This is a genomic window from Streptomyces sp. JJ38 (genome assembly GCF_019303475.1).
GTDB lineage: Bacteria > Actinomycetota > Actinomycetes > Streptomycetales > Streptomycetaceae > Streptomyces.
Genome location: NZ_JABLSI010000019.1, coordinates 1 through 12637, shown reverse-complemented (window position 1 = coordinate 12637; position 12637 = coordinate 1). Strand labels below are relative to the sequence as shown.

General features: G+C 73.5%; 11 protein-coding genes and 1 pseudogene. 5 read left to right on the top strand and 7 right to left on the bottom strand.

Translation table 11 applies throughout. From position 1 onward, the window contains the following. Positions 1–90: 90 nt before the first annotated feature. Both HPT28_RS12650 and HPT28_RS12645 read left to right on the top strand, forming a co-directional pair. A complete protein-coding gene (locus HPT28_RS12650; RefSeq protein ID WP_219091138.1) occupies positions 91–318 on the top strand; it encodes a hypothetical protein in 228 nt (75 codons plus the stop codon). Further along, positions 318–533: a hypothetical protein gene (locus tag HPT28_RS12645; protein WP_219091137.1), complete on the top strand. Its 216-nt coding sequence runs from the start codon at positions 318–320 to the stop codon at positions 531–533. The genes HPT28_RS12650 and HPT28_RS12645 overlap by 1 nt, the downstream gene beginning before the upstream one ends. 28 nt (positions 534–561) lie before the next feature. Here the strand turns inward: HPT28_RS12645 and HPT28_RS12640 are convergent, their stop codons facing one another. Beyond that, complete coding sequence (locus HPT28_RS12640) at positions 562–2574, bottom strand: serine/threonine protein kinase (RefSeq protein ID WP_219091136.1); 2013 nt, start codon at positions 2572–2574, stop codon at positions 562–564. Positions 2575–2666: 92 nt separating this feature from the next. Beyond that, entirely contained in the window at positions 2667–3398 is a 732-nt protein-coding gene (locus HPT28_RS12635) for a DUF4232 domain-containing protein (protein WP_219091135.1), read from the bottom strand. Between the two features lie 132 nt (positions 3399–3530). Here HPT28_RS12635 and HPT28_RS12630 point away from each other — a divergent pair, with 132 nt between their 5' ends. Beyond that, entirely contained in the window at positions 3531–3899 is a 369-nt protein-coding gene (locus HPT28_RS12630; RefSeq protein ID WP_219091134.1) for a nuclear transport factor 2 family protein, read from the top strand. 24 nt (positions 3900–3923) lie between these two features. Here the strand turns inward: HPT28_RS12630 and HPT28_RS12625 are convergent, their stop codons facing one another. Continuing rightward, positions 3924–4391: an ATP-binding protein gene (locus tag HPT28_RS12625; RefSeq protein ID WP_219091133.1), complete on the bottom strand. Its 468-nt coding sequence runs from the start codon at positions 4389–4391 to the stop codon at positions 3924–3926. A gap of 203 nt (positions 4392–4594) precedes the next feature. On the opposite strand from HPT28_RS12625, the gene HPT28_RS12620 reads away from it, so the two are divergent. Continuing rightward, positions 4595–7519 carry a LuxR C-terminal-related transcriptional regulator gene (locus HPT28_RS12620; protein WP_219091132.1) on the top strand — a complete coding sequence of 975 codons (2925 nt, stop codon included), beginning with the start codon at positions 4595–4597 and terminating at the stop codon, positions 7517–7519. 446 nt (positions 7520–7965) lie between these two features. Further along, a complete protein-coding gene (locus HPT28_RS12615; protein ID WP_219091131.1) occupies positions 7966–9801 on the top strand; it encodes a S8 family serine peptidase in 1836 nt (611 codons plus the stop codon). Between the two features lie 173 nt (positions 9802–9974). Here the strand turns inward: HPT28_RS12615 and HPT28_RS12610 are convergent, their stop codons facing one another. The 4 genes and pseudogenes from HPT28_RS12610 to HPT28_RS12595 form a co-directional block, all read right to left on the bottom strand. Then, positions 9975–10697, bottom strand: a complete 723-nt coding sequence (locus HPT28_RS12610; RefSeq protein ID WP_219091130.1) for a DUF5063 domain-containing protein — start codon at positions 10695–10697, stop codon at positions 9975–9977. After that, positions 10690–11289, bottom strand: a complete 600-nt coding sequence (gene recR / locus HPT28_RS12605; RefSeq protein WP_219091129.1) for a recombination mediator RecR — start codon at positions 11287–11289, stop codon at positions 10690–10692. The genes HPT28_RS12610 and recR overlap by 8 nt, the downstream gene beginning before the upstream one ends. Before the next feature lie 58 nt (positions 11290–11347). Continuing rightward, positions 11348–11698, bottom strand: coding sequence for a YbaB/EbfC family nucleoid-associated protein (locus tag HPT28_RS12600; protein WP_219091128.1), 351 nt, complete (start codon positions 11696–11698; stop codon positions 11348–11350). 95 nt (positions 11699–11793) lie between these two features. After that, a pseudogene (locus tag HPT28_RS12595) lies at positions 11794–12637 on the bottom strand (DNA polymerase III subunit gamma and tau); the annotation flags it as partial.

Sequence of the window (12637 nt, the reverse complement as noted above, 5' to 3'; positions counted from 1 at the left end):
CTTGTTGGACATTTCCGCTGTTAACGCTAGCCCCTGAACGGACACGCTGGGTGTGGAACGTGAACACTCAGCGTGGAAAGGCGGTGCGGCATGGCGTCGGACAGGAGGACGACGATCGAGCGGATCGGGGCGGCCGAGGCCGTCGCGGAGGAGTTGCGGGAGGCCCTGGGGTCGGCGGGCGTGAAGCTGCCGTCGCTGCGGGTGGATCTCGTGTCCGTCGCGCGGGAGGTGCCGCGCCCGCTCGTGGACCTGGGGCGGTGCAACCAGGAGACGGCCCTGGCGTTGGCGGCCGTGGTGCGGAAGGGGTGCGGGCGGTGATGCCGTGGTCGCCGGAGGTCGGCGTGTACGCGGTGGACGTGCGCTCGGACCGGGTCGGACGGGTCATGGCGTTCGAGGGCGGATACGTGCAGCTCCGGCCGCCGGGTGGGGGCGTGGAGTGGGACTACCCGCCGGAGGCGCTGCGCCCGGCGGGCGTGCTCGGGGAACTGCGGGCGCGGGTCACGGAGATCAACCGGGAGGGACGGCTGCCGTAGGCCGCGGGCGGCCCCTCCCGGTCGGCGGTCAGGAGTTGCGCCAGAACTGGTCGAGGTCGGACGGGTTGCAGGCGGTTCCCTGGAGCCCGTAGGAGCTGTTGACGGTGAGGCACGTCCCGTCGGCCACGTTCACGAGGCTGTGCCCGTTGGACGACGTGGTGCCGACGCGCCAGTGCTGGGCATCCGAGCCGTCGCAGTCCTTGAGGGAGTAGCCCGCGTAGCTGACCGACTCCAGGCACTGGCGGGAGCTCTGGGCGACGAGGCGGAAGGTGCCGCCGCCCACAGAGGCGTACGTCCACTGGTAGTAGCGGGTGGTGCCGTTGCTCGCCTGGGAGCCGCAGGCCGCGTTCTGGACGGCGGAGCCGCCGTACGGGTTGTCGGACTCGGCGACGCACCGGTTCGTCGACGCGCTGCGGATCTGGTGACTCCCCGACGGCGGGGGCTGCTCGGGGGTGCCGCCGGTGGAGCCGCCGGAGGTGGTGGAACCGCCGGACGTTCCCGAGCCGCCGGACGTTCCCGAGTCCCCGGAGGAACCACCGGAGGAACCACCGGAGGAGCCTCCCGAGGAGCCGCCCGAGGAGCCTCCGGACGTGCCCGGGCTTCCGGTGCCGCCGGAGCCGCCGCCCGAGCCGTCCGGCCCTCCGGCGGTGCCGCCGTCGGAGCCTCCGGTGCCGCCGCCCGAGCCGGTGCCGCCGTCCGTGCCCTCGGCCGGTCCGGGCGCTCCCGGCGACGGGCTGCCGGAGGGCTCGTCCCGGCGGCCCGAGGGGCTGGGCGAGGGGGAGTTCGCGTTCTGGGAGTCCTCGGTCGGCGTCTCGGTGGACGGTGGCGCGACGGCCGACGGCGGCTCGGCGGCGTCGGCGTCGGCGTCGGCACCGGCGTCCCGTGGCGGGAGCAGGTGAGGGGTGAGCGAGACGGTCAGGATCGTGCCGGCGGCGACCACGACGGGGGTGAGGAGGAGCATCCCGCGGCGCCTGCGCCTTGCGCCCGGCTCGCGGGTGGGCTTGGCGTCGGGCGCGGTACCGCGAACGGACGCGGCATCGGGCTGGGGCTCGGGCTCCGGCTCCGGCTCCGGCTCCGGCTCGGGAGGGGCCGGGAGCGGGGGCGGGGGCTGCGCGGCGAAGGCGGCCCGCTGCGTGATCCGCTCCTCGACGGGCTGCGGCCACAGGGCCGTCGTCGCCGCCGGGACGTGCTCGTCCGCCAGGCCGGTGAGTTCGGCGGCGGTGGGGCGGTCCGCGGGGTCCTTGGCGAGGCACGACCCGACGACGGCCGCCAGCTCCGCGTCGGTCTCGGGCAGGCGGCCGAGGGAGGGCTCGGCGTGGACGACGCGGTAGAAGAGGTCGGGGCCGGAGCCGTCGCCGAAGGGAGGCCGGCCGTTCACCGCGTAGAGAATGAGCCCGGCGAGGGCGAACACGTCGGCCGCGCCGGTGAGTTCCCGCTCGGCCACGGCCTGCTCCGGGGCCATGTAGGCGGGGGTGCCGATGACCATGCCGGTCCGGGTCAGCCGGCTCTGGTCGGCCGCGCGGGCGACGCCGAAGTCGATGAGCGTCACGCCGTCGAGGGTCAGCATGACGTTGGAGGGCTTGAGGTCGCGGTGGACCATGCCGGCCTCGTGGACGGCGCTGAGCCCGGCCGCCGCGTCCCGGAGCAGCCTCCACAGGCTGTCGGGCGGCAGCGGCTCGCCGTTCCGCCGGACGGCGTCGCTGAGGGTGACACCGGGGACGAACTCCGTGGCGAGCCAGGGCGGCTGGGCGTCCCGGTCGCTCTCCAGCAGGCGTGCGCTGACGCCGTCGGGCAGTCGGGCGAGGTTGTCGAGCTCGTGCCCGAAGTGGCGCAGGAAGTCCTGGTCCTCCGCCAGCGCCGGGAGGACCTGCTTGACGGCGACGTACGTCCCCGCCGAGTCTCCCAGGTAGACGCGGCCCATACCGCCCGCGCCGAGCAGCCCGAGCAGCCGGAACGAGCCGATGCGCCGTGGGTCCCCCGGTTGGAGGGGCGTGGCGCCGCTACCGCTCAAACTAGAATTTTCTTCCAGTCCCCCATGCATGCGGCTCAGGCTAGCGGAGGTCGCCCGGCGACCCAAGGGGGGAACAATTCAGTTACGGGGTTGCTGAGTTGACCTGCCCTTGGGGCCTGCCGTCAGGGCGCGGGACGCCAGGGGCTGAGGGCGATGCGGCCGGTGGTACCGAGGTCGAGGCCGCCGTCGGGGGTCAGGGTGTGCCAGGGCTCCCCGGCGCCGGGAGCGACGTCGAGGTGGGGGGCGCCCACGATGTCCCCGAACTCCACGGTGTTGCGCCAGACGACGCTGGCCTGCGCCGATTCGCCGGGCTGGAGCGTGACGCGGCGAACGGCGGCGTCCTGCCCGCCGGTGGCGGTGATGTGCCCGGTGCCGTCGAGTACCCGGACGTCGACGGGCCGACGGTCGGCGTCGAGGACGCGGGCTTCGGGGTAGCCCTCGACGGTGTATGGGGTATCACCGCAGTTGGTGAGGGTGAGGCCCATGGCCCGCAGGCCCATGGCGGCTTCGGGCGGCCAGGGGGCGGTGATGCGCACGCCGGAGTCGGGGCAGGTGGTCGGCTCGGGCGAGGGCGTCGGGTCCGGCGGGAGCGGATTCGGGACCGAGGTCGGAGGCGGGGGCAGGGGCAACGCCCGGTCACCGCCGGTCGGAGCATCGGAGCCGTCGAGGTCCAGTTCGTCGGCCTCGACGGAGTACTCGCGGGTGGGCGGGCCGTCGCCCGCGGGTGCCGCCGTCACCGTCGGCCCGGCGCCGCAGCCGGTCAGCAGAGCCGCGCAGGCTGCCAGGGGCGCCCAGAGGCGGTGTGCGGCAGGCCGCGCGGTCAGGTGTCGTCGTCTCGCCGGGTTCCCCACCATCGTCTGATCATCACACAGCCCTTGGCCGTCGACCCGCCGAACTGGCCCGCCCGGCGCGGGAGGCGCAATCTGGAACAGGGGGCGGACAAGCTCAGGATCACGACAGGGAACGGACGGAAGAAGGAGAGACTCATGGGCACCGCGGCAGCAGGCTCCGCCTTCGACACGGACGCGCTCAGGCGCGCCGTCGAGGGGCGGGACACCAGGACCATGCTGGAGCTCTACGCGGACGACGCCGAGTACCGCATGATCGACCGGAACACGCAGCCGAGCCACCCGATGGTCAGGCACGGCCGGGACGAGATCCGGGGCGTGCTGGAGGACGTGTTCTCACGGGACATGACGCACAAGCTGGAGGAGTGCGTGGTGCAGGGCGACCACATCGCGTACGTGGAGTCCTGCGAGTACCCGGACGGGACGAGGGTGCTGGCCAGCTCGATGGCCACACTGCGGGACGGACGCATCACCGAGCAGACGACCGTGCAGGCCTGGGACGAGTGAGCACGTCGTCCGGGCGGCCGCGGTTCAGCTGAGCGGCAGCTCGGCGCGCACCGTCGTACCGGCCGGAGTCAGCCGGACGGAGGTGCTGGTGGCGCAGGCCTCGACGAGGGCGAGGCCGCGCCCGCGCTCGGCGTAGCGCTGGTCGGCGTCGGGGGCGGGGACGGCGTGCGGGCGCCAGTGGCCCGCGTCCTCGACCTCGACGTGCAGCGTGCGCCGTGTGGGCACGCACCGCATCCGCAGGCTGACGTCGGCGCTGCCGCTGTGCAGGATGACGTTCGTGACCAGCTCGGTGACGACGAGGGCCAGGGCGTCGTGCAGTTCCTCGCGCAGGTTCCAGCCGCGTGCGGTGGTCGTGGCGAAGTGGCGGAGAGCGGGTGCGGCGGCGCGCGTGACCGGCAGCGTGCACGCGGCCTGCTCCGGGGTGGCGGAGGGCTCGGCGAGCGTCGTCGTGACGCTCTGCTGGTGGTGTGCGCCGTGCTCTGCGGTGATCATGCGGCTCTCCTGCGCGCTTGTTCCGCTTGCCCGTAGCCGTCTCCCAGGGGTCCGGGATCTGGACTACTCGTGAAAACCACGCTGCCGCCGTCCCCCTCTCCCAGCAATCAGGGCAAACTGAAGTACGGATACGCAAAGAACGCCGGCAGGCCCGGTGAGCAGCGCTCGGGAGCAGTGTGGTCACGGTAGGTGAGGAATTCTGGGTGCGTCGGCTGCGGCGGGCGCTGGCGGAGGCGGATTCCGGGCCGACGCTCATCCTCGTCGAGGGCCTCGCGGGCACGGGCAAGAGCCGGCTGCTGCGACGGCTGACCGAACTGCCGGAGGCCGCCCGGGGCTCGACGGTGTCCTGGCGCTGCGGCGCTGCGGCCGGGCCACCGCCCGAGGTCGCACCGGGCGGGCCGGTGCTGCTGCTCGTGGACGACGTCCACCGCGCCGACGCCGAGGAGCTGGCCCGGCTGCGGGGCACGCTGGAGAACCCGCGCCCCGGGCTGGCCGCGGTCGTGACGTACCGGCCCGAGGAGCTGGCCGTGGCCGGGCTGCCGCTCGGCGCGCCGCCACCCCGGTACGGGGACGAGCTGACGGTGTTGCCGCACCGGCTGGCGCCGTGGACCCCGGAGCAGGTGCGGCAGGCCGCCGTGGAGGCGGTCGGCGAGGGCTGCACGCCGGAGGCGGTGGCCCGGCTGCACGAGCGCACCGGCGGCGTGGCACAGGTCGTGGTGGACCTGCTGGCGGCCCTGCGGGACAGCACCCGGCTGCGGTGCACGGCGGCGGACGTGGACGACGTCGGCGTGCCGGTGCGGCTGCGGGACCTGGTGCTGGGCCGGACGGCGGCGCTCCCGGCGCGGGCCCGCCGCGTGGTGTGGGCGGCGGCGGTGCTGGGTGAGCCGGTGAGCGGCCCGGAACTGCTCGCGGTCGCCGGGCTCGACGGCGGCCCCGGCCACGCCGATGACCACACCGACACCGACCACGGGGGCGACGGCACCGCGCCCGGCCATGCCGCCCTCGTCGCCGCGCTCACCGGTGGCGCGCTGGCGGAGGACGCCGAGCACCGGTACGCCCTGCCCGTACCGCTGGCCGCGGACGCCGTCTACGCGACGCTGCCCGGACCCGTCCGGCAGGAGCTGCACGGGCGGGCGGCGGACGTCCTCCAGCGCAGGCAGCCGGTGCCGTGGACGGCGCTGGCGCAGCACCGCAGGGCCAGCGGCCGGGTCCGGGGCTGGCTGCGGGCCGTGGAGCGGGCGGCCCGGGAACACGCTCAGGCGGGGCGGCACCAGGAGGCCATCTGCCTGCTGGAGACGACGCTGGCCTCGTCCGCCGTCCCGTTGGAGACCCGGGCGCACCTGGCGGGGGTGCTGGCGAGCAGTGCGGTGGTGGGGCTGCGGTCGGACCAGACGGTGGAGGTGCTGGCCCAGATCGTCGAGGACGAGCGGCTGCCCGCCACCGTCCGCGGTGAGATGCGGCTCGACCTGGGGCTGTTGCTCTGCAACCAGGTGGGGATGAGCCACCAGGGCTGGGGCGAGCTGGAGCGGGCCGCGGGCGAACTGCGCGCCGCACGGCCGGACCTGGCGGCGCGGGCCATGTCGGCGCTGGCCATGCCGTACTGGCCGGGCAGCTCGCTCGACGTCCACCACGCGTGGCTGCGGGAGGCCGAGGAGGCGGCGGAGGCCAGCGGTGACGACGTGGTGCGGGCGGCGGTCGCCGCCAACCGCGCTTCACTCGCGCTGAGTTACGGAAACCCGGAGGGGTGGAAGCTGCTGGAGGCGCTGCCCATGGACAGCCCGGACCCCAAGCGGCGTCACCACGCCGCGCGCGGGCTGTGCAACGCCGCCAACGCGGCGGCGTGGCTGGGGCACTACGAGCGGTCCCGGGAGCTGCTGGAGCAGGGGCTGGAGCTGTCGACCAAGAGCGGCTCCCCCTACACCGAGCAGACGGGGCTGGGCACCAGGCTGCTGCTGGAGTGGACGGAGGGGCGGTGGGACGGCCTGGTCGAGCGGTGCGCGGAGTTCGTCCGCAAGACCTCCGACATGCCGGTCATCTCGGCGGACGCGCGGATGGTGGCGGGTCTGCTCTGCCTGGCGCAGGGCGAGTGGAGCCGGGCGCTGGCCTGGCTGTCGGGTCCGGACGCCCCGACCGTCGAGCACGCGGCGGCGCCGCTGGCCTCGGCGGTGTCGGGTGCGCTCATCCGTCTCGCGCTGGCCCGGCAGGACCTCCCGGCGGCGGCGGAGGAGGCCCGCGCGGCGTGGTCGAAGCTGGCGGAGAAGGGCGTGTGGGTGTGGGCCGTGGAACTGGTCCCGTGGGCCGTGGAGGCGCTGGCCCGCGCGGGAGAGGCGGCCGAAGCACACGCCATGACGGAGGAGTTCGCGGCCGGGCTCGACGGGTTGGACACGCCCGCGGCCTTCGCCACGTTGCGCTGGACGCGCGCGGTGCTCGCCGAGACGACGGGCCGGACGTCAGAGGCCGCGGTCCTGTATCAGGAGGCCGAGGCGGCGTTCGCCGCACTCCCCCGCCCCTACGTCCAGGCCCTGACGGCCGAGGGCGCGGGGCGCTGCCTGCTCGCCTCGGTCACGGACTCGGACTCGAACCCGGCCCCGGACCCGGACCCGGCCGCGGCCTCGGACCCGGCCGCGGCCTCGGCGGACGGCGGAGGAGGCGAGGGCCACCCGAGTGAGCCGCACGAGGAGGACGCGGGCGAGGAAAACCAGCGCGACGGAAGCGGCAGTTCGTCAGTTTCCGCCGCGCGGGGCGCCGTGGCCCGCACCCCCGAGGAGGCGCGGTCGCAGGGTGTCGCGGAGCTGGCGACGGCGGCCCAGCGGTTCGCCGAGCTCGGCGCGGCCTGGGACGCGGCCCGGGTGCGGGCGGCGCTACGCACGCACCAGCCCGCCGAAGGGCGACGCCCGCCGGGGCGCCCGTCGTACGGGGACCAACTCTCCCCCCGCGAACGCGAGGTCGCGGAACTCGCTGCGACGGGGTTGACCAACCGGGAGATCGCGACAACGCTGCACCTCTCGCCCCGGACCGTGGAGCAGCATGTCGCCCGCGCGATGCGGAAGCTGGGCACGGCGTCCCGACAGGACCTCGCAGAGGCCCGGGAGTCCGCCGATTTCCCCGAAAGCGCAGGTCAGGACTAGACCAGGCGTCCGACGGACGCTGGGGTTAATTGCGTATCCGTAGGTTGCGGCATCCGGATAGTCGTACAAGCTGTCCGTCCGTAGGTTCCTGGCCACCGGTTGGTCGAACGTTCACCCGCTGCGGGGGATTCGCTGCGACCGCGCTCGGCCAGCCGGTGTCGTGCAAGGGCACCCCGGAGGGAGCGGGCGTGCGGGAGGGCACCGTTCACCAAGGCGGGGTCACCGGCACCCTGCGGTCCCGGCACCGAGCACGAGTGCGCGCACCCATCGCATTCGTGTCGGCGTTCCCTCCGTTGCCCGCGTCCACCCCCTTGGCCGCCACCCCCCACCCCAACCCCCTACCCCACCCCCCACCGGGCGGCCGACGCAGCATGCGCGACTTGTCATGAACCGCACCATTCGCCGGTTCCGCTTTCCGGGGCCGGCCCGTGAAAGGCAGCACCCCCTTGAACGGTTCCAGACATCTCCGCATATCCGTCCTGGCAGTAGCCACGGCCGCACTCCTGGGCACGGGAGTGACGACGTCCCTGGCCGCCCCCAGCGCCCAGCCCACCGCGGCAGGTGCGGAGGAGACCGCCGACAGCGCAGCCCAGCGCCTCATCGTCGGCTACAAGACGCAGGCAAGCGAAGCGAAGTCCAACACCGAGGCCAAGAAGGACGCCAAGGCCAAGGGCAAGAAGGCCGGCGAGTCCCTGGACTTCGAACGCCGACTGGGCACCGGCGCCGCGCTCGTCGACCTCGGCGGCGAGCTCAAGGACAGCGCCCTCGAGGACGTCATCTCCGAGTACAAGGCCGACCCGGACGTCGCGTACGTCGTCCCGGAGACGCGCATGTACACGATGGCGGACCCCAACGACACGCTGTACAACCAGCAGTGGGACCTCTTCGAGGCCACCGCGGGCATGAACGTCGAGAACGCCTGGACCTCCGGCTCCACCGGCTCGGGCGTCAACGTCGCCGTCATCGACACCGGCTACGTCGCCCACTCCGACCTGGCCGCGAACGTCATCGACGGCTACGACTTCATCTCCGACACCTTCATGTCGCAGGACGGCGACGGCCGTGACGCCGACGCCTCCGACCCCGGCGACTGGATGAACAAGGGCGAGTGCGGCACCGACCAGTTCGGCCGCCCCGTCCCCGCCCGTGACACCAACAACTCCTGGCACGGCACCCACGTCGCGGGCACCATCGCCGCCTCCGCGGACAACGGCCAGGGCATCGCGGGCATCGCCCACAACGCGACCATCCAGCCCGTGCGCGTCCTTGGCAAGTGCGGCGGCACCACCGCCGACATCATCGACGCCATCATCTGGGCCTCCGGCGGCTCGGTCCAGGGCGTGCCGGACAACCCGAACCCCGCCGACGTCATCAACATGAGCCTCGGCGGCGGCGGCTCCTGCGACGCGGGCACCCAGAACGCCATCGACGGCGCCGTCAGCCGCGGCACCACCGTCGTCGTCGCGGCCGGCAACAGCAACGCCAACGCGGCCAACTACAACCCCGCGAGCTGCGACAACGTCATCACCGTCGCCGCCAGCGACCGCGAGGGCAACCGCGCCAGCTACTCCAACTACGGCAACGTCGTCGACATCGCCGCCCCCGGCGGCGAGACGGCCGTCTCCAGCGCCAACGGCATCCTCTCCACGCTGAACAGCGGCACCCGCAGCATCGGCAACGAGAACTACGTCGCCTACCAGGGCACCAGCATGGCCGCCCCGCACATCGCCGGCCTCGCCGCGCTGATGTACGAGACCAAGCCCGGCATCACGCCGGGTGAGGTCGAGACCGCCATCGAGAACAACGCCCGCGCCCTGCCCGGCTCGTGCAGCGGCGGCTGCGGCGCCGGCCTCGCCGACGCGGCCGCCACCCTCACCGCCATCGGCGGCGAGCCGACGGACCCGACCGACCCGACGGACCCGACCGACCCCGGCACCGGCGTGTTCACCAACTCCGACAACGTGAACATCCCGGACGCCGGCAACTCCGTCACCTCGGCCATCGCCGTCAGCGGCATCGGCGGCAACGCCCCGTCCGACCTGAAGATCGACGTCGACATCAAGCACACCTACCGCGGTGACCTCAAGGTCGAGATCGTCGCCCCGAACGGTGCGTCCGCCGTCCTCAAGAGCAACGACTACTACGACGGCGCCGACAACGTCATCGCCTCGTACACCGTCGACGCCTCGTCCGTCGCGGCCGACGGCACCTGGAAGCTCCGGGTGACCGACGTCTACCGCGGCGACACGGGCTACATCGACTCCTGGAGCCTGACCTTCTGACGGTCACGCCTCCAGGCCACGACAGGGCCTGCCGGTGCCGAGGGGGCATCGGCAGGCCCTGCTCCACGTACGGAACGCCGCCTCCCTCACCGGGAGGCGGCGTTCCGTACGTGGGGACGGGCCCGCCGGGAACGGGGTTCCGGGAGGCGGCGGGGAAAGGGGAACGGCGTCCGTCAGACGTTGCCGTCGCCGCTGGGCCTCATCCCCAGCGGCACACCGATCTCGGCGGCCATGACCGCCCCGGCCTCGCGCTCCAGCTCGCCGTCGTCGCCGGCCGCGCCCGAGTCGGTGTCCAGGCCGTCCAGCTCGCCCAGCGGCGTGTCCAGCCGGACGTGCGCCACCAGCGACTGCAGCGCACGCAGCGCCGCCGAGGCCGTGGAGCCCCAGTTCGACAGGTACGAGAACTGCCACCACCACAGCGCCTCCGACGTCCGGCCCGCGCGGTAGTGCGCCATACCGTGCCGCAGATCCGTGACGACGTCGGCCATGTCGTCCGAGATCCGGCTCGTGACGGGCGCGTTCCGCGGGACGTACGGGTCGAAGACCTCCGAGTACACGTCCACCGGGTCCAGCAGGGTCGCCAGCCGCTCCCGCAGCTCGTCCACGTCGTCCGGCTCGGGGCCCGTGTCCGGCTCGTACCGCTCGTCGGGAACGATGTCCTCGTGCGCGCCCAAGCGGCCCCCGGCCAGCAGCAGCTGGGAGACCTCCAGCAGCAGATACGGCACCGCGCTGCTCGGCTCGTCCCCCTTCGCCACCTCCGTGACGGCGAGGATGAAGCTCTCGACCTGATCGGCGATCTGAACGGCGAAGTCGTCCGGGGCAGCCGCGTCGCTCAGCCGTGAAGCCACGCGCGAGCCCTCCGTGGTTACCGTGGCAGCGTGCGTCGTATCAGACATCAAGCAACCTTCTCCCCTCGAAGGCCCGCCCCAGCGTGACCTCATCGGCGTACTCCAAGTCTCCCCCCACGGGGAGACCGCTGGCCAGCCGCGTGACCTTCAAACCCATGGCCGACACCATCCGGGCCAGATACGTGGCGGTGGCCTCACCCTCCAGATTCGGGTCCGTGGCCAGGATCAACTCGGTGACGGCGCCGTCGGCGAGGCGCGCCAACAACTCCCGTATCCGCAGGTCATCCGGCCCGACACCCTCGATCGGGCTGATCGCGCCACCCAGCACGTGGTAGCGGCCCCGGAACTCCCGCGTCCGCTCGATCGCGACGACGTCCTTGGGCTCCTCCACCACACAGATGACCGACGGGTCACGCCGCGGATCACGGCAGACGCGGCACTGCTCCTCCTCTGCCACGTTCCCGCAGACCTCGCAGAACCGCACCTTCGCCTTCACCTCGGACAGCGCACTGGCCAGCCTCCGCACGTCGGCGGGGTCGGCCTGGAGGATGTGGAACGCGATCCGCTGGGCGCTCTTCGGCCCCACACCGGGCAACCGGCCCAGCTCGTCGATGAGGTCCTGAACGACGCCCTCGTACACCGCTGCTCCTCGTGCGCCTTGTCCTGGGGGTCCTGGGGGTCCTGGTGGTCGTGGTGGCTCAGAAGGGCAGGCCGGGGATGCCGCCGCCCCCGCCGCCGCCCAGACCCTGCGCCAGCGGGCCCAGCTTCTCCTGCTGGAGCTTCTGCGCCTCGGCGTTCGCGTCCCGGACCGCGGCCAGCACGAGATCGGCCAGCGTCTCGGTGTCCTCCGGGTCCACCGCCTTCGGGTCGATGTCGAGGGCCTTCAGCTCCCCGGACCCCGTCACCGTCGCCTTGACCAGGCCGCCGCCCGCGGAGCCCTCGACCGACGTCTCCGCCAGCTCCTGCTGCGCCGCGGCGAGATCCTGCTGCATCTTCTGGGCCTGCTGCAGCAGCTGCTGCATGTCGGGCTGACCACCACCGGGAAACACGGGCTCGCTCCTTCGTCCGCTTGGCTCGCCTGCTGGCGGGCACTGACACGTGCTCGTGTGCCGAGCCTACGTGCTCCGCGGTACTCCCGTCCGACTCACTCGTGGTTGATCTCCTCCACCACCGTGGCCCCGAGCTCGCGGATGATCAGGTCGTGGCCCGAGAGCGCCGACTCGTCCAGATCCGGGTCGTCGTCCTCGGGAATGTCGTCCTCAACGGACACGGCGGGGGGCGGCGGGCTCTCCGCCACCGGGGGCACGGACGGGGCGGTCCGCGCCGGCGACGGGCCGCCTTGCTGGTGGGACGACTGAGGCGGCTGGGGCCCCTGGGGTGCCTGAGGGTTCTGCGGAGCCTGGGGGGCTTGAGGAACCTGAGGGGCCTGGGTGGACGACTGCCACGGCTGCTGGGGCGGCTGCGACGGCTGTGACGGCTGTGATGGCTGGAACCCCGCGGACGGCGGCGGCTGCTGCGCGTACGACGGCCGGGACGGCGCCGCGGACGCCGACCCCTCGCCGCCGCCCGCGTCCACGACGGCCTCGATCTTCCACTGCACCCCGAAGCGCTCGCTGAGCACGGATCGCAGCACGTCCTCGCTGCCGCCGGAGGAGAAGTTGTCCCGCGCTCCGGCGTTCGGGAAGCCGAGCTGCAACGTCGTCCCGTCGAAGCCGCTCACCTGCGCGTTCTGGCTGAGCAGAATCCAGGTGAAACGACGCTTGCTCTTGACGGCCTCCAGCACGTCCGGCCACATCTGCCGCACCTGCGCGACACCGCCCCCACCGCTCTGCGGGGCCGGGGCCTGCGGGGCCGGGGCCTGCGGAGCCGGGTTCTGCGGGGCCGGGGCCTGGGGCGCAGGCGCTTCCGCGGGACGTGCCCCCGCCGGGGAACCCGCCCCCGCGCCCGCCGTCGGCCACGCCCCGGGACGCCGCCCGCCCTCGGCCCGC